This window comes from Antarctobacter albus (genome assembly GCF_900101505.1).
GTDB classification, from domain to species: domain Bacteria; phylum Pseudomonadota; class Alphaproteobacteria; order Rhodobacterales; family Rhodobacteraceae; genus Antarctobacter; species Antarctobacter albus.
In genome coordinates this window covers 53,910-73,797 of the sequence record NZ_FMZI01000009.1, presented here as the reverse complement: position 1 = coordinate 73,797, position 19,888 = coordinate 53,910, and the positions used below count along the sequence as shown (strand labels likewise).

Here is a 19,888-nt window from a genome sequence, read left to right as displayed (position 1 = left end):
CTCTTGGCGATGGTTTTTCGTTCGGAAACCTAGGTCAGCCGGGCGGGCAGGGCAACGGTGGGGGCCGGGTGACTTCCCCTCAGGCGTGGGTCTGCTATGTGGGCGGGAGGACTTGGGAAAGGGCGGCGCGATGAGCGATCGGTTTCGCGTGACACTGGCACAACTGAACCCCGTGGTGGGGGACCTGGCGGGCAACGCGGCAAAGGCAAAGGCGGCCTGGGACGAGGGCCGCGCGCAGGGCGCCGACCTGGTGGCCCTGCCAGAAATGTTCATTGCCGGGTACAACGCGCAGGACCTGGTGATGAAAAAGGCCTTTCACATCGCGGCGATGCAGGCGGTCGACAAGCTGGCCGCCGAGTGCGCCGACGGTCCCGCGCTGGCCATCGGCGGTCCCTACGTCGAGGGGACAGAGCTGTTCAACGCCTATTTCATCTGCAACGGCGGCAAGGTCGTCACGCGGGTGCTGAAGCACGAATTGCCCAACGAAAAGGTGTTCGACGAGGTCCGCATCTACGACAGCGGCCCCATCGGCGGGCCTTATGCTGTGGGCAACACGCGCATCGGCTCGCCCATCTGCGAGGATGCCTGGCACCCCGACGTGGCCGAGACGCTGGCCGAGACCGGGGCCGAGTTCCTGCTGGTGCCCAATGGCTCGCCCTATTACCGCAACAAGTACGAGACCCGGCTGAACCACATGGTTGCGCGGGTGGTCGAGACGGGGCTGCCGCTGATCTATCTCAACATGGTGGGCGGGCAGGATGACCAGGTGTTCGACGGCGGGTCCTTCGTGTTGAACCCGCATGGCGGGATCGCAGTCCAGCTGCCGGTCTTCGAGGAATGCGTGGTGCCGGTGGACATGGTGCGCGGCCCCGATGGCTGGCATTGCGAGGACGGCCCCTTCGAGGTGCATCCCGACGACTGGGAGCAGGATTACCGCGTCATGGTCGAGGCGGTGCGCGACTACCTGCGCAAGGCCGGGTTCGCCAAGGTGCTGTTGGGCCTGTCTGGGGGCGTGGATTCGGCGCTGGTGGCGGCGATTGCGGTGGATGCGCTGGGCGCGGACAACGTGCGCTGCGTGATGCTGCCGTCGGAATATACCTCGTCGCATTCGCTGGAGGATGCCGAAGCCTGCGCCAAGGCGCTGGGCTGCCGCTATGATTACGTGCCGATCAAGGGACCGCGCGACGCGGTGACAGAGGCGCTGGCGCCGCTTTTTGCGGAGCTGGAACCGGACCTGACAGAGGAAAATATCCAGTCGCGGCTGCGCGGGCTGCTGTTGATGGCCTTGTCGAACAAGTTTGGCGAGATGCTGCTGACCACCGGCAACAAGTCCGAGGTCGCGGTGGGCTATGCCACGATCTACGGCGACATGGCCGGCGGCTATAACCCGATCAAGGATCTCTACAAGACGCGGGTGTTCGAGACCTGCCGCTGGCGCAACGCCAACCATCGTCCCTGGATGAAGGGCCCCGAGGGCGAGGTGATCCCCGAGCGGATCATCACCAAGCCGCCGAGTGCCGAGCTGCGCGAGGACCAGAAAGACAGCGACTCGCTGCCCGATTACCCGGTGCTGGACGCGATCCTGCAGATCCTGGTGGATGACGACGGGTCCATCGCCGATTGCGTGGCGGCGGGCTATTCCCGCGAGGACGCCAAGAAGGTGGAGCACCTGCTGTACATCAGCGAGTACAAGCGGTTCCAGTCCGCCCCCGGCGCGCGCCTGACGAAACGGGCGTTCTGGCTGGACCGGCGTTATCCCATCGTCAACCGCTGGCGCGATCCGAACTGAGGGCGCCTATTCCCACCACCGGTCTATAGCGGCGATGTCACCGTCGGACCAGCCGAAGTGATGGGCAAATTCATGCACGGTGACATGGGCGATCAGGTCGTCCAGCTCGACATCGCCACGCGCGCGCCATTCGTCGAGGATCGGTTCCCGGAACAGCCAGACCGTGTCGGGAAAGGGCGCCGGGTCGGCAAAGCTTTTCTCCGTCATGGGGATGCCGTCATAAAGCCCGGTCAGGTCGCGGGGATCGTCGATCTGCATCTCGTCGAGGATGTCCCGGGGCGGCCAGTCGACCACCTGAAGGACCACCGCTCGGGCGCTGCCCAGGAAGGGTTCGGGGAACGTCTCGATGGTGCGTTCGGCCACCGCGTAGAAATGCTGGGTATCGCTCATCGGGGCGGGCTCAGCGGGTAGCGGGCCAGTTCCTCGTGCAGGGCGCCGTCCTGGTGCAGGGTCGAGGCAAAGAGGCTGAAGCTGTTGCAGGCAAAGGGGCCGATGCTGGCGCTGGCCAGCACGGCCAGGAGCGGCGAGGCATCGGCCTGGCCCCTGAGCCGGGCCAGCGTGACATGCGGACGGAACCGGCGCCGTTCGGGGGCGACGCCGACGCTGCGCAGCCGGGCCAGCACGCGGTCGCGCAATTCGTTCAGCGGTGCGTTGCCATCGGCCTCGAGCGCGACGGCCTGCCCGTGGCGCCCGCCAAAGATCGATGCCCCGGTCAGGGTCAGGTCCAGCGCGGGCGCCCGCAGGGTCTGCAGCGCGTCATGCACCGCCTCTGTCGTTTCTTCGTCCTGTTCGCCCAGAAAGGCGAGGGTCAGGTGCAGGTTTTCGTAGGGCGTGGGGCGACCGATGGGAAACCGCGATTGCAGGTCGTCCAGCGCGTCGCGGGCCTCTTCGGGCAGCGAAAGGGCGATGAAGAGCCGCATCAGAGCGCGATCAGGTCTGTGCGGGGCAGGGCGTCGGCGAAATCCCCGGGCAGGCACAGCTGGGTGCCGGGGGATATGACCGCCGCCGCCGCCGCTGCCGCGCCGTGGCGCAGGGCCTCCGGGTGGTCCAGCCCTTCGGCCAGCGCCTTGACGAAACCGCCGACGAAACTGTCGCCGGCGCCGATGGCGCTGACGACGGTTTCGTTCGCGGCCGTGACATGCCAGCGGCCCTTGTCCGTGGCCATGACCGATCCGTCCTTGCCGCGGGCGATGATGACGATTTCGGCGGCGCCGCGGGCCCGCAGGGCCTCGGCAAAGGCGGCGCTGTCGGCGCGGGTTTCCAGCCCGAGGCCCGAGAGGTCGCGCGCCTCGGCGCTGTCCATGCGCAGGACAAAGGGCGCGGGGCCGGGGGCCGTGGCCTGGTGGTGCAGATGCGCGCCCGAGGTGTCGACGACCACGCGGCGCCCGGAGAGCCGGTCACAGGCGCGGGTGATCCAGCCCGGTGCACAGCCCGGCGGCATGCTGCCCGAGAGCACGATGTAGTCCCCCTCGCCGGCCTCGGCGGCGAGCCTGTCCAGAACGGTGTCAAGCTGGGCCTCGGTCCATTCCGGGCCGGAGAGGACGAAACGGTACTGGGCCCCGGTCGACTCGTCCGTGACGGAAAAGCTGTGCCGGGTCTGGCCCGGCGCCTCGTGCCGGATCAGGTCCAGGTCGCGTTCCTGCAAGAGCCGTTTCAGCGCGTCGCCGTTGGCGCCGCCCAGAGCCACCAGCGCGCGGGCCTGTCCGCCCAGCTGGACCACGGCGCGGGCCACGTTGACACCGCCGCCGCCCGGTTCCGCCGTTTCCGGCCCGCAGCGCAGTTTCGGCCCCGGCGCGACGCTGGGACAGGAGGTGGCGAGGTCGAGCGCCGGGTTCAGCGTGACGGTGAGGATCTCTGTCATGGGCGCGGTTCCTTTGGGGCGATCGGGGCCACGGGCCCCTTGCCTAGCATCGGGGCGGGACGCGGGCCAGCATCACCGCGCGTCGCGCCGTGACATGCGCGGGAACTGGACAAATCCCGCGCCTTGTGAAAACACGCCGCCCTGACAGGAGGCCACGTCATGACCGTCACCCGCTTTGCGCCCTCGCCCACCGGCTATATCCATGTCGGGAACCTGCGCACCGCGCTGTTCAACTACCTGATCGCCCGCAAGAGCGGCGGTGAGTTCGTGCTGCGCATCGACGACACCGACCCGGAGCGGTCGAAAGAGGAATATGTCGACGCCATCAAGCAGGACCTGGAATGGCTGGGCCTGACCTGGGACCGCATCGAACGGCAGTCGCAGCGGCTGGACCGTTACGAGGCCGCGGCGGAGAAGCTGCGCGGCATGGGCCGGTTCTACGAGGCTTTCGAGACGCCGACCGAGCTGGACCTCAAGCGCAAGAAACAGCTGAACATGGGCAAACCGCCGGTCTATGACCGCGCGGCGCTGGATCTGTCGGACGCGGACAAGGCCGCGCTGCGGGCTGAGCGCGGCGATGGTGTCTGGCGCTTCAAGCTGGATCACGAACGCATCGCCTGGGAAGACGGGATCCTGGGCGAGGTCTCGATCGACGCGGCAAGCGTGTCGGACCCGGTGCTGATCCGTGCCGACGGCCAGTTCCTCTATACTCTGGCCTCGGTCGTCGATGACATGGAAATGGGCATCACCCACGTGGTGCGCGGCAATGACCACGTCACCAATACCGCGACGCAGATCCAGATGATCCGCGCGCTGGGCGGCGAGCCGCCGGCCTTTGCGCATCACTCGCTGTTGACCGGGCCGCAGGGGGAATCGCTGTCGAAACGGCTGGGCACGCTGGCGCTGCGCGACCTGCGCGAGAACGGCGTGGAACCCGAGGCGCTGCTGAGCCTGATGGCGCGTCTGGGCTCGTCTCAGCCCGTCGAGTTGCGCCTGTCGCTGGACGAGATCGCCGAGGGGTTCGAGCTGGAGCAGTTCGGCTCGGCCCCCACCAAGTTCGACGTCGAGGACCTGTATCCGCTGACCGCGAAAAAGCTGCACGGGCTGGAGCTGGAGGCGGTGGCCGACGAGGTGCGTGCGCTGGGCGTGCCCGACGACAAGGCCGCGGCTTTCTGGAACGTGGTGCGCGAGAACATCACCACCCGCAAGGAGATGGCGGGCTGGTGGGCGCTGTTCCGTGACGGGGCAGAGCCGCTGGTGGATGAGGAAGACCAGGACTTTGTGACCGAGGCCTTGGCCATGCTGGGCGAGCCGCCCTATGACGCGGAGACCTGGGGCACCTGGACCACGGCGGTCAAGGAAGCCACGGGGCGCAAGGGCAAGAAGCTGTTCATGCCGCTGCGCAAAGCCGTGACCGGGCTGCAGCGCGGGCCGGAAATGGCCGAGGTGATGCCGCTGATGCAGGTCAAGCCAGGCGGCAAGGCCGGGGCGTAAACCCCGCCTGGGCCTGTTTGCGCGGTCGGAGGGGGCGCTGCCCCCGCGCCTTCGGCGCCCCCCGAGGTATTTTTCAAACCAAAGAAGCCAGGCGGCTTTCGCCTGAGGCTCAGGCGGCGGCGATGATCCGGCTGCCGAGGGCGGCCAGGCCGGCGTCGGTCAGGGTGCGGATCTCGTCCGTCAGGGGCCGGGCGCGGGCATAGCGGGGCGCGGCGCGGTCATCGAGGATCGGCGCCTGCCAGCCCAGGGTGGAGTCGAAGAACTGCGCCGGGCCGCCGGGGCCGTATTCCGCCAGGTAGCCCGCCACCACCACATCGAGATAGCTGAGCAGGATCGGGTTGTCCGGACCCGGATCGCTGTGGCGGTTGGGGTCGATCGCATAGACGACGACGGCGCGCGCGTCGCTGTCATGGGTCAGGCTTTGGGTGGCGTCATGGCGGTCATAGGCGCCTTCGCGGCGGTCGAGCTCTGCCCAGCTGTCGCCGGGGACCGGGGCGATCAGCCCGTCGATATGGGCGTCCGGATCGCGGACGGCGGTCAGATAGCAGAGCGCCCGTTCGGGCACCGCGCGCCAGGCCCGGCGCCAGCCGTGCAGGCGGGCGCGGTGTGCGGGGGTGTGTTCATGGGTCGTGCGGTTCACCAGCGACCCGTAGCCAAAGAAATATACATGCTCCATGTGCGAAATATTCGCCGGTTTTGACGCATGTCAAACCCCGAAGGCCCGCCGCGTGCGAGATAGGTGTCTGATCAATGTATTTTGGAGATCCGCATGCGGGTGACGAAAAGAACCAATATCGCGATGCGCGTGCTGATGTTTTGCGCCGCGAACCCGGGGCGGCTTGTTACCAAGCACGAGATCGCCCAACGCTGCAATGCCTCGGAAAACCACCTGGCGCAGGTCATCAACCAACTGGCCCAGATGGGGTTCCTGCACACCCAGCGGGGGCGCAACGGCGGGCTGGAACTGGGCCGGCCGGCCAAGGATATCGTCATCGGCGACATTTTCCGGGCGCTGGAACAGCCGGTGCCGCTGGCCGAATGTTTCGCCGACGTGGACAACACCTGTCCGCTGACCGATGCCTGCCGGCTGCGCAGCGCGCTGACCCGGGCCGCCAATGCCTTTTACGAGACGCTGGACCCGATCACGCTCGATTCGCTGGTCTGTGACAACGCCGCGCTGATGAACATCATCTCTGGCGATGGATGCCGCGCGGGGCGGCTTGTCAACGCCGGGACGATGGACTAGCGTCTGCGCATCTTCGACGGGAGAACCGGGGAGGGCCTTGGCCCGGAGCCGGTGCCGAAGGCGCAACCGCCCCGGAAACGCTCAGGCCGCATGGACCGCGAAGAGGCAAGACTCTGGAGAGAGGCGCCGGATGCGCGTCCGCCGAAGGGATAACGATCTCAGGCCGAAGGACAGAGGGGGCAGTGGGGCTGCGGAATTGGTCCGTGGCGGAACTGCCCGGACGCGCTGTGCGTCATGGGCAAAGGGGAGCGCATGACGGACGAGCCGACCGAGCTGAAGACAACCGTTCTGAACGAGCTGCACCACGCGCGCGGCGCGAAAATGGTGGGATTCGCCGGCTACGAGATGCCGGTACAGTACAAGCTGGGCGTGCTGAAAGAGCACCTGCACACCCGGGGCCGGGCCGGGCTGTTCGACGTCAGCCACATGGGCCAGGTGATCCTGCGCGGGCCGAAGGTGGCTGAGGCGCTGGAACGGCTGGTGCCGGTGGACGTGGCGGGGCTGGCCGAGGGGCGGCAGCGCTATGGTTTCTTTACCAATGACGCGGGCGGGATCGAGGACGATCTCATGATCGCCAACCGGGGCGATCACCTGTTCGTGGTGGTCAACGCGGCCTGCAAGGAGGCCGACGTGGCCCGGATGCGCGCGGCGCTGGAACCCGATGGCATCACCGTGAAACTGCTGGAAAATCGTGCGCTTGTGGCGCTGCAGGGGCCCGAGGCCGAGGATGTTCTGGCCGAGCATTGCCCCGCGGTGCGCGACATGCGTTTCATGGACGTCGAGACGTTGCCCATCGCGGGCGCGGAATGCTGGGTCTCGCGGTCGGGTTATACCGGCGAGGACGGCTTTGAGATCTCGGTGCCCAACGTGGCGGCCGTGGATCTGGTGAAATCGCTGCTGGCGGATGCCCGGGTTGAACCCATCGGGCTGGGCGCGCGGGACAGCCTGCGGCTGGAAGCGGGCCTGTGCCTCTACGGGCAGGACCTGGACCCGGAAACCTCGCCGGTCGAGGCGGGGCTGACCTGGGCGATCCAGAAGGTCCGGCGCGCCGGTGGCGCGCGCGCGGGCGGCTATCCGGGCGCGGAGCGGGTGCAGCGCGAGATGGCCGAAGGCGCGGCGCGCAAGCGCGTGGGCCTGCGCCCCGAGGGCCGGGCGCCGATGCGCGCGGGCGTGGTGCTCTACGATGCCGAGGAGGGCGGGGCCGAGGTCGGCGCCGTGACCTCGGGCGGCTTCGGCCCCTCGGTCGAGGGGCCGGTGGCCATGGGATATGTGTCGGCGGCAAGCGCATCAGAGGGCACACCCCTCTGGGGCGAGCTGCGCGGCAAGCGGGTTCCGGTGCGGGTGGCAGCGCTGCCTTTCGTGCCGGCTGGGTTCAAACGGTGAAACAGGGAGACTTACATGAAATTCACCGAGGAACATGAATGGCTGCTGGTCGAGGGTGACCTGGTCGTTGTGGGCATCACCAATCACGCGGCGGAACAATTGGGCGACATCGTCTTTGTCGAACTGCCCGAGGAAGGCCGCGAGGTCACCAAGGACGAGGAAGTCGTGGTGATCGAATCGGTCAAGGCCGCCTCTGACATCCTGGCGCCGCTGGACGGCGAGATCGTCGAGGTGAACGAGCCCATCGTCGAGGAACCGGGCAAGATCAACGAGGACCCCGAGGGCGAGGCCTGGTTCTTCAAGATGAAGGTCGAGGACCTGTCGGCGTTGGACGACCTGATGGACGAGAAGGCCTACAAGGACTTCATTTCGTGATCGTGGCGGCGGGGTGATGCCCCGCCCTGCGCCCATTCCGGCGGAGCTGTGATCGGCGGCGGAAAGGGGGCTCTGCCCCCGTCTCCCTGCGGTCGACTCCCCCGGGGTATTTGGACCAAGAAGAAGCCCGGGAGCGGTGCCCCGTTGAGAAAGCTTGTAAAGATAACCGGCGAGCGCGGACGATGGACCGCAGAGGTGGAAGGCAAGCGTCTGGCCGTCATTCACAATACCTGGCGTGTTGGCGAGACCGGATACGCGGACCCGATGGAAGGCATCGATCGGAACGGAAAGCGTTTCATGGAATACGCGGAGGCCCTGCGCGACCATGATCTCGTGGTGATGCAGAGGGATGTGGGCGGGGGAGATCTCGCGCGCGACGGTTATATCGGCGTTTTTTCGTTCGACAGTTTGGATTTGACGGAAGGGGCGCCTGTCCGGCTTCGATTGCTGGATCGTGTCGCGGACCCGAAGCGTTGAGAAGGAAGGCACAGGAATGACCTACGAGCCCATCGACTATCTTCCCTATGATTTCGCCAACCGGCGCCACATCGGCCCGTCGCCCGAGGAAATGGCGAGCATGTTCAACGTGCTGGGCGTTTCGGGGCTGGATCAACTGGTGGACGAAACCGTGCCGAAGGCAATCCGGCAGGAAAAGCCGCTGGATTTCGGCAAGCCGCTGTCCGAGCGGGAGCTGATCTACCGGATGCGCGAGGTGGCGTCGAAGAACAAGGTGCTGACCTCGCTCATCGGGCAGGGCTATCACGGCACGGTCACGCCGCCGGCGATCCAGCGCAACATCCTGGAGAACCCGGCCTGGTACACCGCCTACACGCCCTACCAGCCCGAGATCAGCCAGGGCCGCCTGGAGGCGCTGCTGAACTTCCAGACCATGATCTGCGACCTGACCGGGCTGGAGATCGCCAATGCCTCGCTCCTGGACGAGGCGACCGCCTGCGCCGAGGCGATGACGATGGCGCAGCGGGTGGCGAAATCCAAGGCCACCGCCTTTTTCGTCGACGAGAACTGTCACCCGCAGAACATCGCGGTGATGAAGACCCGGGCCGAGCCGCTGGGGATCGAGGTGATCGTGGGCGCGCCCGAGACGCTGGAGGCCGACAAGGTCTTCGGCGCCATCTTCCAGTATCCCGGCACCTACGGCCACCTGCGCGATTTCACCGCCGAGATGGAGGCGCTGCACGGTGCCAACGCGGTGGGCATCGTCAGCGCCGATCCGCTGTCGCTGTGCCTGCTGAAGGAGCCGGGCGCGATGGGGGCGGATATCGCCGTGGGCTCGACCCAGCGCTTTGGCGTGCCTGTGGGCTATGGCGGGCCGCACGCGGCCTACATGGCCTGCAAGGACGCGATGAAACGCGCGATGCCCGGGCGGATTGTCGGTGTTTCCATCGACAGCCACGGCAACCGCGCCTACCGGCTGTCGTTGCAGACCCGCGAACAGCATATCCGGCGCGAAAAGGCCACGTCGAACGTCTGTACCGCGCAGGCGCTGCTGGCGGTCATGGCCGGGTTCTACGCGGTGTTCCACGGGCCCAAGGGGTTGCGCGCCATCGCGCAGCGCATCCACCGCAAGACCGTGCGCCTGGCCAAGGGGTTGGAGGCGGCGGGGTTCAAGGTGGAGCCGTCGGAGTTCTTTGACACGATCACCGTGGACGTGGGCCTGTTGCAGCGTGGTGTCCTGCAGGCCGCCGTGCAGCAGGGGCTGAACCTGCGGCGCGTGGGCAAGACCCGCGTCGGCATCACGCTGGACGAACGCACCCGGCCCTCGACCATCGAGGCGGTCTGGCGCGCCTTCGGGCTGGTGAAGAAGGACGATCCGGCGGAGTCCGGTTATCGCCTGCCCGATGGGTTGATCCGGCAGTCCAGCTACCTGGAACATGACGTGTTCCACATGAACCGGGCCGAGACAGAGATGATGCGCTACATGCGCCGCCTCGCCGACCGCGACCTGGCGCTGGACCGGGCGATGATCCCGCTGGGGTCCTGCACGATGAAGCTGAACTCGGCGGCGGAAATGATGCCGGTGAGCTGGCGCGAGTTCTCGATGATCCACCCCTACGCGCCAAAGGACCAGGCGCGGGGCTATGCCGAGCTGATCGAGAACCTGAACGCCAAGCTGTGCCAGATCACCGGCTATGACGCGATTTCCATGCAGCCCAATTCCGGCGCGCAGGGGGAATACGCGGGCCTGCTGACAATCCGGCGCTGGCAGATGGACCGGGGCGAGGGGCAGCGCAACGTCTGCCTGATCCCGGTCAACGCGCATGGCACCAACCCGGCTTCGGCGCAGATGGTCGGCTGGAAGGTGGTGGCGGTGAAATGCGACGCGCAGGGGTCCATCGACGTGGCGGATTTCCGCGCCAAGGCCAAGAAGCATTCCGATGCGCTGGCGGCCTGCATGATCACCTATCCGTCCACGCATGGCGTGTTCGAGGAGACGGTGAAGGAGGTCTGCGCGATCACCCACGAACACGGTGGGCAGGTCTATATCGACGGCGCCAACATGAACGCGATGGTGGGGCTGAGCCGTCCCGGTGACCTGGGCGGGGATGTCAGCCACCTGAACCTGCACAAGACATTCTGCATCCCGCACGGCGGCGGTGGCCCCGGTATGGGGCCGATCGGGGTCAAGGAACACCTGGTGCCGCATCTGCCGGGCAACCCGCTGGAGGCAGAGGGCGGCGCGGTCAGCGCGGCGTCGTTCGGCTCTCCCTCGCTGTTGCCGATCAGCTGGGCCTATTGCCTGATGATGGGGGGCAGCGGGCTGACGCAGGCGACGCGGGTGGCGATCCTGAACGCCAACTACATCGCAAAGCGGCTGGAGGGTGCCTATGACGTGCTCTACCGCGGGTCGAACGGCTGGGTGGCGCATGAATGCATCCTGGACACGCGGCCTTTCGAGAAATCGGCGGGTGTGACGGTCGAGGACATCGCCAAGCGGCTGATGGATGCCGGCTTCCACGCGCCCACGATGAGCTGGCCCGTGGCGGGGACTCTGATGGTGGAGCCGACCGAGAGCGAGACCAAGGCCGAGCTGGACCGCTTCTGCGATGCGATGCTGGCGATCCGCGAGGAAATCCGCGCCATCGAGAACGGCGATATGGACCGCGAGCAGAACCCGCTGAAGCTGGCCCCTCACACGATGGAGGACCTCGTGCGCGACTGGGACCGTCCCTACAGCCGTGAGCAGGGCTGTTTCCCGCCGGGCGCTTTCCGGGTCGACAAGTACTGGCCGCCGGTGAACCGGGTGGACAACGTCTATGGCGACCGGCACCTGATCTGCACCTGCCCGCCGATGAGCGATTACGCCGAAGCGGCGGAATAGGCTGATCGGGCCACTGCACGAGAAAATGCCCTCGCAGGGAGCTGCGAGGGCATTGTCGTTTGTGGAGTCAGGCCTGCACCTCGGCGCTTTCGCGCTCTGCCACGGTCTTCATCGCCGGACGGTCGGCGCAACGGTCGATCCAGGCCTTGACGGCGGGGTTGTCCGGCGCGGCGTCCGGCAGCCATTGGAAGGGGCTCGACAGCAGCAGGTCCACCGCCGAATAGTCGTTGCCCAGCAGGTAGGGGTGGCCGTCGAGTGCCTCGGCCAGGCGGGTCACGACGGTTTTCATGTCGCGAAAGGTCGCCTGCACGATGGGATGGTCGATCTTTGCCCAGTCGAGCACAAGCAGCGGTTCCATCACGCCCTGGTAGAAGAACAGCCAGCTGAGGAAAGCGCCGCGCTGCGGATGGCCGACGGGACGGCCAAAGCCGGCGTCGGGGAACCTGTCGGTCAGGTAGGCGATGATGGCGCCGCGTTCGCGCACAGTGTCGGTGCCGTCGGTCAGGTAGGGCACCTTCTTTTCGGGGTGGGGGTTCTTTGCGTCCGGGGCGCCGCTGCCATCGCCACGGGCGACAGTGACCTCGATGACCTCGATCTGGTCGGCAATCCCCATCTCCTCGATCAGCACCATGATGGAGGTCGAGCGTGAGCGCGGGGCGTGGTAAAGCGTGAGCATGGGTCTCTCCTGTTACTCGGGAATGCCTTGCTTTAGCGCTCACCTGCTGACAGATGCTGTCAGCATGGCCCGGACCGATCGCCTCTTTCGCCTCATGGACGCGCTGCGCCGCCTGCCTGCGCCGGTCACGGCCACGCGGCTGGCCGAGGAAACTGGTGTCTCGCGGCGCCAGCTGTACCGCGACATTGCCACGTTGCGCGCGGGGGGCGCCCTGATCGATGGTGAGGCGGGGGTGGGCTATCGGCTGACCGAGGATCCCGCCCTGCCGCCGCAGAGCTTTTCCCGGCTGGAGATCGAGGCGCTGGTGCTTGCGGTCGGAGAGCTGCGCCAGACAGGTGACTCTGCGCTGGAGGCGGCGGGGCAATCCGCCCTTGCGCGGATCATCGCCACGCTGGCGGACGGGCAATCGCGGCAGGCCATGCACACGGCCCTGCGCAGCTTTCGCGCGCCGCCCAGGCCGGTGGATTTTACCGTGGACATGGCGATGTTGCGGCAAGCCTGCTGGGAGGAATTGGCACTGGACGTGCGCTATCGCGACCTCAAGGACCAGGTGACCGAGCGCGAGGTCTGGCCGCTGGGGATCAGCTATTCGGACGGCGCCCTGATGGTGCTGGTCTGGTGTTGCCTGCGGCAGGACTGGCGCCTGTTCCATGCCTCGGGGATCGAAAGCGCCGCCCTGAACGGGCGCAGCTTTCGCCCCCGGCGCGTGCCCTTGCTGCGCGACTACGCGGCCCGCTGCAAGAGCAGGGCCTAGGGCGTGCCTCAGGCGTCGCTGTCGACGGCCAGTTCACCCGGATAAGCGTTTTTCTCGGGCGCCGGGGCCGGGTCGGGCGCTGGGGCGTCCAACAGAAAGGCAAAGGCGTCGCGCACCTTGTCCCAGGTTGCCTTGTCGCTGGCCGCCAGCAGGTAGCCCGAGCTGGTGTCGCCGGCGTATTCCGACCCGTCCAGCATGGCGACATGGCCGCCCGCCTGCCGCGTCACGACGACGCCCGCGGGCTGGTCCCATGCCGTGAGTTTCGCGAACAGAACGAAGTCGACCTCACCCTGAGCCAGCGTGCGGAATTCGTGGCAGGCGCAGCGCAGCGACCAGACCCGCCCGAATTTCGGCAGGGTGGCGGCGGCTTCGGCGCGCTTGTCCTCGGGGATCAGGAACAGCGGCACGAAGCCGTTGAGCTGGTCCAGTGGCTTGTTCTGGTCATGATCCGTGTTGACGAACCGGCTGTCGCGGCGCGGTAGCTGCATCTGGGCGGGATGTTCTGTATCGGCCCAGACGATGTCGTTCAGCACCGGATCGTAGAGCAGGCCAAAGACCGGGCGGCCAAAGCGCAGCACAGAGACCATGACCCCGAACAGCGGCAGGCCCTTGGCAAAGTTCCAGGTGCCGTCGACCGGGTCGATGGTAAAGCAGAGTTCCGCCTCGGGGATCTTCTTGACCAGGTCGGGATTGGACGAGGCCGCCTCTTCGCCGACGATCACGGCAGAGGGAAAGAACCGTTGCAGGCCCCGCGTTATCATCGCCTCGGCGCTGGTGTCGGCCTCTGTCACCAGGTCCTGCGGGCCGGTCTTTTCGCCGATCTGATGGGTGCCAAGCTTGCGGAAACGCGGCATGATCTCGGCCTTGGCGGCGCGGCGGACAAGGTTGAAAAGCTGCGTGCGCTGGGCGGAGGTCAGCGGCGCCGTGACCGGCATCGGCAGGGAATCACTCATGGGACAGATCCGGCGATGGTTTCGGTTGCTCCCGGTGGTGCCAGTCCGGGGCACGGGATGCAACGTGACAGCCTGTCCGGATCGTCATTCCCGTGCGCGCAGCACCCCCGCGGGCCGGGCCGCCAGCGGACGCCAGGCAAAGCCCAGGCCGGCCAGAAGCGTCGCCAGCACCCCGCCGGTGACGATCCCGATGGCCGAGGGCCAGATCACGGCGAAATCGGTTTCCATCACGAAGGTCATGACCGCCCAGGCCCCTGCGATGCCCGCGCCCAGCGCCACGGCCCCTGCGGCCCCGCCCAGCAGGGCAGACCTCAGGGCAAAGCTTTGCAGGATGCGGGCGCGGGTGGCGCCGAGGGTCTTGAGCACCGCCGCCTCGTAGGTGCGCGCGCCCTCGCCCGCTGCCGCCGCGCCGATCAGCACCAGGAAGCCGGTCAGCAGCGTTGCCGCCGCGCCCCAGCGCACCGCCAGGCCGATCCCGTCCAGCAGTTCGCTGACCCGGTCGATGGCGTCGCGGACTCGGATGGCGGTGATGTTGGGGTATTGCCCGGCGAGATCGCGCAGGATCTGCGCCTCTGCCGCTTCCTCGGCGTAGACGGTCGAGATGAAGGTATGCGGCGCGGCGGACAGCGCGGCGGGGTTCATCGTCATGACAAAGCCGATCCCGGCGGTCGAGAAATCGACCTCTCGGAACGAGGTGATGGTGGCGGTGATGTCGCGGCCCAGGATGTTGACGGTCAGCGTGTCGCCAAGTTTCAGGCCCATTTCCTCGGCCTCTTCGGCGGCAAAGCTGACCTGCGGCGGGCCGCTGTAGCCCTCTGGCCACCATTCTCCGGCGGTAACGGTGGTGCGTGCGCCCGGTGTTTCGGAATAGGTCACGCCCCTGTCGCCGCGCAGGACCCAGTGTTCGCCCACGACCTCTGTCGCCGGCTGACCGTTGATCCGGGTGATGATACCGCGCAGCATGGGCGCGCTGTCGATGCGGCTGACCGCGGGATCGTTTTCCAGCCGCTCGAGGTAGCCGGGCATCTGGTCCTTCTGGATGTCGACAAAGAAATACGAGGGCGCGACCTCTGGCAGGTCGCGCTGGATCGCGCTTTGCAGGTTGCCGTCGATCTGCCCGATGGCGGCCAGCACCGTCAGGCCCAGGCCCAGCGACAGCACGACCGACCCGGCGCTTTCGCGTGGTCCGCCGATGGCACCCAGCGCCCAGCGCCATGTGGGTCTGCCGCGCGTGGCCGGCGTGGCAAGGCGCGCCAGCCAGCGGATCGCCCAGGCGGCGCCCAGCAGCACCAGCAGCGCCCCGGCGATCCCGCCCGCGATCCAGAGCGTCAGCCCGGGCCGCCCGGCAAAGAGCGTCGCGCTGCCGACCAGCAGGGCAACCAGCACCAGCGTTGCCAGCACGTACCGCCAGGCGGGCAGCAGGCGCGCGCTGTCCAGCGCGTCGCGAAAGAGGGTCGCGGCGCGCACCTCCTCGGCCCGTGCCAGCGGCCAGAGCGTGAACAGCAGCGCAGTCAGCACCCCGTAGAGTGCCGCCTCGCCCAGTGCGCCGGGGTAAAGGGTAAAGACAGTTGGGACGGGCAAGGCGCCCGCGATGAGCGGGGCAAAGAGGATCGGCACCAGCGCGCCCAGGACCAGGCCCAGCGCGATGCCGACAAGGCTGAGCATGCCGATCTGGATGAAATAGGTCTGGAAGATGGTGCTGCGGGTGGCCCCCAAAGTGCGCAGCGTGGCGATTACGCTGGTCTTGCGCGCAAGATAGGCGCGCACCGCCGCCGACACGCCGATTCCGCCGACGGCAAGACCGGACAGCCCGACGAGGACGAGGAAACTGCCCAGCCTCTCGACGAAACGGGCGATCCCGGGGGCGCCGTTGCGCGCGTCGCGCCAGCTGAGGCCCTTGTCCTCGAACCGCTCCAACGCCCCGGCGCGGACGGTGTCGAGGTCGGTGCCCGGCGGCAGGAGCATCCTGTATTCAGTTTCGAACAGGGACCCTTCGCTGAGCAGGCCGGAGCCTTTCAGGTCGGCGGTTCGGACGATGGTGCGCGGGCCAAGGCCGAACCCGTCCCCGGCATCGTCCGGTTCGACGGCGATGGTGGCGCGCAGGGTGAAATCTCGTGTGCCCAGCCGGAATGTGTCGCCGGGTTGCAGCGCCAGGCGGTCGGCGAGGATCGGGGCCATGACGGCACCGTGATCCGCCAGCGCCTCGGCCAGCGGCATCGGCGGCTCCAGCACGATCTCGCCCAGCAGGGGATAGGCGGTGTCCACGGATTTCACCTGTGTCAGACCGCGTTCCGTGGTGCCGTCGCGCGTCACCGTGGCCATCGAGCGGAAATCCGTAACCTCCGAAACCGCGGTCGCGGTCTCCTGCATCCAGGCGCGTTCGTCCTCGGTGGCAAAGCGGTAGGTGAACTCGGCCAGGGCATCGCCGCCCAGCAGGACGGCGCCCTGATCTTCCAGCCCGGTCTGGATCGCCGAGCGCACCGAGCCGACGCCGGCAATGGCGGCCACGCCCAGCGCAAGACAGGCGAGGAAGATGCGGAATCCGCGCAGGCCGCCGCGCAGCTCGCGCCGTGCAAAGCGCGCCGAAGTGGCAAGGCTCATTCCGCGGCCCTCAACTCGGTCGAGGCGACGCGGCCGTCGTTCAGGTGCACGACTCGATCGCAGCGCGCGGCGAGGTCCGGCGCATGGGTGACCAGCACCAGCGTTGCGCCATGTTCCCGCGACAGGCCAAAGAGCAGGTCGACGATGGCCGCGCCGTTGGCCCCGTCGAGGTTGCCGGTGGGTTCATCGGCCAGCAGGATGTCCGGTTTCGGTGCCAGCGCGCGGGCAAGGGCGACGCGCTGCTGCTCGCCGCCCGACATCTGGGCAGGGTAATGATCGGCACGCGCGGCCAGCCCGACCTTCTCCAGCATCTCCCGCGCCCGGTCGAATGCCCGCCGGTCGCCTGCCAGTTCCAGCGGCGTGGCGACGTTTTCCAGCGCGGTCATGGTCGGGATCAGGTGGAAGGACTGGAACACCACACCCATGTGATCGCGGCGAAACCGGGCCAGGGCATCCTCGCTCATCGTGGTCAGGTCGTGGCCCAGGGCATGGACCTGCCCGGTGCTGGCCCGTTCCAGCCCGCCCATGATCATCAATAGCGAGGATTTGCCCGAGCCGGACGGCCCGACGAGGCCCAGTGTCTCGCCCAGCGTCACGTCCAGCGAGAGTCCATGCAGGATTTCCACCAATCCGGCATTGCCCTTGAGGCTGAGGGTGACATCTTGGAGCGAGAGAACGGCATTGGACACGGGGGGCCTCGGAACATGTTGCACTGGGTCAGATATGGGCTGTTGGGCTTGCGCAACAAGGCATTGGCGGTGGTCTTGCTGCTGCTGGCGACCGGCGCGGCGGCGGAGCGTGTGCATATCCTGGCACTGGGCGACAGCCTGACGCAGGGTTACGGGCTGATCGAACAGGAAGGGTTCGTGCCACAGTTGCGGGCTTGGCTGGCCGAACGTGGACACGAGGTGCGGATCGTCAATGCCGGGGTGTCGGGGGATACCACGGCGGGCGGGCTGGCGCGGGTGGAGTGGTCACTCACGCCCGAGATCCAGGCGATGATTGTGGCGCTGGGCGGCAATGACCTGTTGCGTGGCATCGACCCGGCGGCGGCGCGCGCCAATATCGAGGGTATCCTGAAGGTCGCCGAGGCGCGCGGGCTGGAGGTTTTGTTGATCGGGATGTCGGCGCCGGGGAACTACGGTCCCGACTACAAGGCACAGTTCGACGCGATCTATCCCGAGCTGGCCGAGGCCTATGACGCGCTGTACCTGGAGAGTTTCTTTGCAGGTCTGATGCAGGACGGCGAGATGCCGGCTGACCTTGGCCGTTACATGCAGCCCGATGGCATCCATCCCAATGGCGCAGGCGTGGCACGGATTGTCGAGGCGGTGGGGCCGAAGGTCGAGGCGCTGATTGCACGGGTTGACCGCTGACCGGTCAGGCGTCGACCTCTGTGCAGTCGTGGTCGAGGGTGTGCAAGGACGCCAGGATCAGGGCCATGCCCACAAGCAGACTGACGCTGAGGTAAAGGCCGAAGGCGGCGAGCAACGACATGTCGAACCCGAGCCATCCGACCACCGCGCAGGCCAGTCCGATCGTGCAACCTATAAGGAAAGAGAAAATAGCCACTACACCCTCCATCTGTTTGGAAGGTACGTGGTCAGACCCTAACAAAGCCTTAAGACCCGACGCGTGGCGCGGGGGATATTCGTTAAGATTCTTCATGTTCCGCTGACGGCGCGCCAGGCAAAGCCCGGCAGTCTCGCGGCCATCTTCTGCATCAGGGGGCCATAATCCGTCTCTCCGGCCATCATGCGCAGGTATTCGCCGCGCAGGGTGCGAGAGTTGCGGAAACTGCGGATGAAGGCAGGGCGCAGGGTTTCGCGGAACATGAGGTTCCGCAACAGTCGGGCATGGCGCAAGCCGCGATGGATCGGACGCAACGCGTTAGTATAGCCGGTCAGGGCCTTGTCCGGCGCGCCCAGTTCAAGAGCGTGGCAGGCGGCGCGGGCCGCAAGCGCGCCGCTGTCCAGCGCATGGGCAATACCCTCTCCGGTGATCGGGTCCACAAGTCCCGCCGCATCGCCGGCCAGCAGGATGCGCCCCTTGCCGGGGACGGCCCGGAAGTCGCCGAAGGGCAGGAACTGTCCCTTGACCGGTAATGTGTCCGGCAGGCCCAGCTGGCAAAGGTAACGGGCGAGCGCGCCTTTCATGTCGGCGTTTCGGGACATCACGCCGCCGAGGCCCACAGTGGTGCCCCGGGGTTTCGGGAACTGCCAGCCATAGCCCCAGTCCGCGGCGCCGAAATCGATGCGCAGGGGGCGGTCGGGATCGGCGCCGGGATGCTCGACCTCCAGGGCAAATCCGATCCGGGTCCGGTCGAAGGCGGCGCCAAAGAGTGTCCGCGCTGTCGGGCTGTTGACGCCGTCGGCGGCGATCAGCAGCGGCGCCTCGATCCGGCCGCCGGGCAGGTCCAGTGCCGGGCCATCGGGGTCCAGCGTGCCGCTCTGCCCGGTGAAATCCACCGCACCTGCCGCAAGTGCCTGTTCGACCAGCGCCGCGTCCAGCTCATGGCGCATACCCAGGTGCAGGGGGGGAGCATCGCGACTGTCGCCGAGCGGCTGACCGTAGGCATGAAAGGTGAACATGTCGCGACGTTCCAGCGGAACGGGTGGCAGTGTTCCGCCGAAGGTCTGGCGATAGCGCGAAATGGCGCGGCCGGTCAGGCCACCGCCGCACAGCTTGTTACGGGGAAATCGCGCCTTGTCGACCAGCGCAACGCGCAGCCCGGCCTGAACCGCGCTCATCGCGGCGGCGGACCCGGCGGGTCCGGCCCCGAGAACGATCAGATCGAAGCGCCCGGATGCCTGCGCGCGCCCACCCGTCACAGAACGGTGACTTTGGCGCCGGGTTGTACGCGTTCGTAGAGGTCGATCACGTGATCGTTGATCATCCGGACACAGCCGTTCGACACCGAACGACCGATCGACCGCGGGGCCGTCGTGCCGTGGATCGCGTTGAAGGTATAGCGCCCGTTGCGATAAAGGTACAACGCCCGCGCGCCCAGCGGGTTGCCGGGACCACCCGGCTGGACATAGTCGTTGTCGATGAATTTTTCGTAGGCGTTCGGGTTGCGCTTGATCATCGCGTCGGTCGGACGCCAGGTTGGCCACTTCTTCTTGCCGCCGACATCGTAGGTGCCCGAAATCGCCTGCCCGGCGGTGCCAAGCCCGACGCCATAGCGGCGCGCCTGCCCCGGGGCCTCGACCAGGTAGAGGAAATGCGCCTTGGAGAGGATGAGGATCTGGCCCGGGCTCAGGTCCGGCTTGATCGAGACGACCTGCGGCTTGAATTTCGTGTCCACCGAATAGGCGAGCGCGGGCATGGGGAATGCCGCGGCGGTGGCCGAGGCGGCAAGGAAGGTACGGCGGTTCAACATGGCAGCCTCTGCGATTTTATCCCGAGTGCGGCAA

20 protein-coding genes and 1 riboswitch are annotated in these 19,888 nt (G+C 67.2%); of the genes, 9 read left to right on the top strand and 11 right to left on the bottom strand.

The window, feature by feature from the left end:
* Positions 1–130 precede the first annotated feature (130 nt).
* Positions 131–1,789: an NAD+ synthase gene (locus BLQ71_RS16385; protein WP_074622484.1), complete on the top strand. Its 1,659-nt coding sequence runs from the start codon at positions 131–133 to the stop codon at positions 1,787–1,789.
* A 6-nt stretch (positions 1,790–1,795) separates the two neighbouring features.
* On the opposite strand, the gene BLQ71_RS16380 is transcribed toward BLQ71_RS16385, so the two are convergent.
* From BLQ71_RS16380 to BLQ71_RS16370, 3 genes are read right to left on the bottom strand one after another with little or no spacing between them, the layout of a single operon-like run.
* Positions 1,796–2,179 carry a metallopeptidase family protein gene (locus BLQ71_RS16380; RefSeq protein ID WP_074622483.1) on the bottom strand — a complete coding sequence of 128 codons (384 nt, stop codon included), beginning with the start codon at positions 2,177–2,179 and terminating at the stop codon, positions 1,796–1,798.
* Positions 2,176–2,709, bottom strand: coding sequence for an RNA 2',3'-cyclic phosphodiesterase (gene thpR, locus BLQ71_RS16375; protein ID WP_083342279.1), 534 nt, complete (start codon positions 2,707–2,709; stop codon positions 2,176–2,178). The genes BLQ71_RS16380 and thpR overlap by 4 nt, the downstream gene beginning before the upstream one ends.
* Complete coding sequence (locus tag BLQ71_RS16370; protein WP_074622482.1) at positions 2,709–3,650, bottom strand: 1-phosphofructokinase family hexose kinase; 942 nt, start codon at positions 3,648–3,650, stop codon at positions 2,709–2,711. The genes thpR and BLQ71_RS16370 overlap by 1 nt, the downstream gene beginning before the upstream one ends.
* Positions 3,651–3,809: 159 nt before the next feature.
* Here BLQ71_RS16370 and gltX point away from each other — a divergent pair, with 159 nt between their 5' ends.
* Positions 3,810–5,144, top strand: coding sequence for a glutamate--tRNA ligase (gltX, locus tag BLQ71_RS16365; protein WP_074622481.1), 1,335 nt, complete (start codon positions 3,810–3,812; stop codon positions 5,142–5,144).
* 109 nt (positions 5,145–5,253) lie between these two features.
* Here the strand turns inward: gltX and BLQ71_RS16360 are convergent, their stop codons facing one another.
* Positions 5,254–5,820 (bottom strand): gamma-glutamylcyclotransferase, encoded by a 567-nt coding sequence (locus tag BLQ71_RS16360; RefSeq protein ID WP_074622480.1) that lies wholly within the window; start codon positions 5,818–5,820, stop codon positions 5,254–5,256.
* 93 nt (positions 5,821–5,913) lie between these two features.
* Between BLQ71_RS16360 and BLQ71_RS16355 the strand changes: the two genes are divergently transcribed.
* The 5 genes from BLQ71_RS16355 to gcvP all read left to right on the top strand — a co-directional run bounded on the left by BLQ71_RS16355 (position 5,914) and on the right by gcvP (position 11,488).
* Entirely contained in the window at positions 5,914–6,390 is a 477-nt protein-coding gene (locus BLQ71_RS16355; protein ID WP_074622569.1) for an RrF2 family transcriptional regulator, read from the top strand.
* A gap of 103 nt (positions 6,391–6,493) precedes the next feature.
* Positions 6,494–6,574, top strand: a riboswitch (glycine riboswitch).
* A gap of 68 nt (positions 6,575–6,642) precedes the next feature.
* Entirely contained in the window at positions 6,643–7,773 is a 1,131-nt protein-coding gene (gcvT, locus tag BLQ71_RS16350; RefSeq protein WP_074622479.1) for a glycine cleavage system aminomethyltransferase GcvT, read from the top strand.
* 15 nt (positions 7,774–7,788) lie between these two features.
* On the top strand, positions 7,789–8,148 hold the full coding sequence (gene gcvH, locus BLQ71_RS16345) for a glycine cleavage system protein GcvH (protein ID WP_043143024.1): 360 nt from the start codon (positions 7,789–7,791) through the stop codon (positions 8,146–8,148).
* A gap of 144 nt (positions 8,149–8,292) precedes the next feature.
* Positions 8,293–8,625, top strand: coding sequence for a hypothetical protein (locus tag BLQ71_RS16340; protein WP_133066168.1), 333 nt, complete (start codon positions 8,293–8,295; stop codon positions 8,623–8,625).
* Positions 8,626–8,641: 16 nt separating this feature from the next.
* Complete coding sequence (gene gcvP, locus BLQ71_RS16335) at positions 8,642–11,488, top strand: aminomethyl-transferring glycine dehydrogenase (protein ID WP_074622478.1); 2,847 nt, start codon at positions 8,642–8,644, stop codon at positions 11,486–11,488.
* A gap of 67 nt (positions 11,489–11,555) precedes the next feature.
* Here gcvP and BLQ71_RS16330 read toward each other — a convergent pair whose 3' ends face one another.
* On the bottom strand, positions 11,556–12,164 hold the full coding sequence (locus BLQ71_RS16330) for a glutathione S-transferase family protein (protein ID WP_074622477.1): 609 nt from the start codon (positions 12,162–12,164) through the stop codon (positions 11,556–11,558).
* Between the two features lie 64 nt (positions 12,165–12,228).
* On the opposite strand from BLQ71_RS16330, the gene BLQ71_RS16325 reads away from it, so the two are divergent.
* A complete protein-coding gene (locus BLQ71_RS16325) occupies positions 12,229–12,918 on the top strand; it encodes a helix-turn-helix transcriptional regulator (protein WP_069211220.1) in 690 nt (229 codons plus the stop codon).
* An 8-nt stretch (positions 12,919–12,926) separates the two neighbouring features.
* Here the strand turns inward: BLQ71_RS16325 and BLQ71_RS16320 are convergent, their stop codons facing one another.
* The 3 genes from BLQ71_RS16320 to BLQ71_RS16310 all read right to left on the bottom strand — a co-directional run bounded on the left by BLQ71_RS16320 (position 12,927) and on the right by BLQ71_RS16310 (position 17,161).
* Positions 12,927–13,871, bottom strand: coding sequence for an inositol monophosphatase family protein (locus tag BLQ71_RS16320; RefSeq protein ID WP_069211221.1), 945 nt, complete (start codon positions 13,869–13,871; stop codon positions 12,927–12,929).
* An 84-nt stretch (positions 13,872–13,955) separates the two neighbouring features.
* Positions 13,956–16,472: an ABC transporter permease gene (locus BLQ71_RS16315; RefSeq protein ID WP_074622476.1), complete on the bottom strand. Its 2,517-nt coding sequence runs from the start codon at positions 16,470–16,472 to the stop codon at positions 13,956–13,958.
* Positions 16,469–17,161: an ABC transporter ATP-binding protein gene (locus BLQ71_RS16310; RefSeq protein ID WP_074622475.1), complete on the bottom strand. Its 693-nt coding sequence runs from the start codon at positions 17,159–17,161 to the stop codon at positions 16,469–16,471. The genes BLQ71_RS16315 and BLQ71_RS16310 overlap by 4 nt, the downstream gene beginning before the upstream one ends.
* Before the next feature lie 15 nt (positions 17,162–17,176).
* Here BLQ71_RS16310 and BLQ71_RS16305 point away from each other — a divergent pair, with 15 nt between their 5' ends.
* Positions 17,177–17,848, top strand: coding sequence for an arylesterase (locus BLQ71_RS16305; protein WP_074622474.1), 672 nt, complete (start codon positions 17,177–17,179; stop codon positions 17,846–17,848).
* Between the two features lie 4 nt (positions 17,849–17,852).
* Here BLQ71_RS16305 and BLQ71_RS16300 read toward each other — a convergent pair whose 3' ends face one another.
* The 3 genes from BLQ71_RS16300 to BLQ71_RS16290 all read right to left on the bottom strand — a co-directional run bounded on the left by BLQ71_RS16300 (position 17,853) and on the right by BLQ71_RS16290 (position 19,854).
* Positions 17,853–18,044, bottom strand: coding sequence for a hypothetical protein (locus BLQ71_RS16300; RefSeq protein WP_139168479.1), 192 nt, complete (start codon positions 18,042–18,044; stop codon positions 17,853–17,855).
* Positions 18,045–18,136: 92 nt separating this feature from the next.
* Positions 18,137–19,303, bottom strand: coding sequence for a geranylgeranyl reductase family protein (locus BLQ71_RS16295; RefSeq protein ID WP_074622472.1), 1,167 nt, complete (start codon positions 19,301–19,303; stop codon positions 18,137–18,139).
* Positions 19,300–19,854, bottom strand: a complete 555-nt coding sequence (locus tag BLQ71_RS16290) for a L,D-transpeptidase (protein ID WP_172428576.1) — start codon at positions 19,852–19,854, stop codon at positions 19,300–19,302. The genes BLQ71_RS16295 and BLQ71_RS16290 overlap by 4 nt, the downstream gene beginning before the upstream one ends.
* Between the last annotated feature and the right edge of the window lie 34 nt (positions 19,855–19,888).

Excerpts from the sequence above, each read along its gene's own strand:
- BLQ71_RS16305 (WP_074622474.1), top strand. The coding sequence starts at position 17,177 with ATGTTGCACTGGGTCAGATATGGGCTGTTGGGCTTGCGCAACAAGGCA.
- BLQ71_RS16325 (WP_069211220.1), top strand. The coding sequence starts at position 12,229 with ATGGCCCGGACCGATCGCCTCTTTCGCCTCATGGACGCGCTGCGCCGC.
- gcvP (WP_074622478.1), top strand. The coding sequence starts at position 8,642 with ATGACCTACGAGCCCATCGACTATCTTCCCTATGATTTCGCCAACCGG.
- BLQ71_RS16385 (WP_074622484.1), top strand. The coding sequence starts at position 131 with ATGAGCGATCGGTTTCGCGTGACACTGGCACAACTGAACCCCGTGGTG.
- gcvT (WP_074622479.1), top strand. The coding sequence starts at position 6,643 with ATGACGGACGAGCCGACCGAGCTGAAGACAACCGTTCTGAACGAGCTG.
- BLQ71_RS16355 (WP_074622569.1), top strand. The coding sequence starts at position 5,914 with ATGCGGGTGACGAAAAGAACCAATATCGCGATGCGCGTGCTGATGTTT.
- BLQ71_RS16315 (WP_074622476.1), bottom strand. The coding sequence starts at position 16,472 with ATGAGCCTTGCCACTTCGGCGCGCTTTGCACGGCGCGAGCTGCGCGGC.
- BLQ71_RS16380 (WP_074622483.1), bottom strand. The coding sequence starts at position 2,179 with ATGAGCGATACCCAGCATTTCTACGCGGTGGCCGAACGCACCATCGAG.
- BLQ71_RS16290 (WP_172428576.1), bottom strand. The coding sequence starts at position 19,854 with ATGTTGAACCGCCGTACCTTCCTTGCCGCCTCGGCCACCGCCGCGGCA.
- BLQ71_RS16320 (WP_069211221.1), bottom strand. The coding sequence starts at position 13,871 with ATGAGTGATTCCCTGCCGATGCCGGTCACGGCGCCGCTGACCTCCGCC.
- BLQ71_RS16370 (WP_074622482.1), bottom strand. The coding sequence starts at position 3,650 with ATGACAGAGATCCTCACCGTCACGCTGAACCCGGCGCTCGACCTCGCC.
- thpR (WP_083342279.1), bottom strand. The coding sequence starts at position 2,709 with ATGCGGCTCTTCATCGCCCTTTCGCTGCCCGAAGAGGCCCGCGACGCG.
- BLQ71_RS16360 (WP_074622480.1), bottom strand. The coding sequence starts at position 5,820 with ATGGAGCATGTATATTTCTTTGGCTACGGGTCGCTGGTGAACCGCACG.
- BLQ71_RS16330 (WP_074622477.1), bottom strand. The coding sequence starts at position 12,164 with ATGCTCACGCTTTACCACGCCCCGCGCTCACGCTCGACCTCCATCATG.
- gltX (WP_074622481.1), top strand. The coding sequence starts at position 3,810 with ATGACCGTCACCCGCTTTGCGCCCTCGCCCACCGGCTATATCCATGTC.
- gcvH (WP_043143024.1), top strand. The coding sequence starts at position 7,789 with ATGAAATTCACCGAGGAACATGAATGGCTGCTGGTCGAGGGTGACCTG.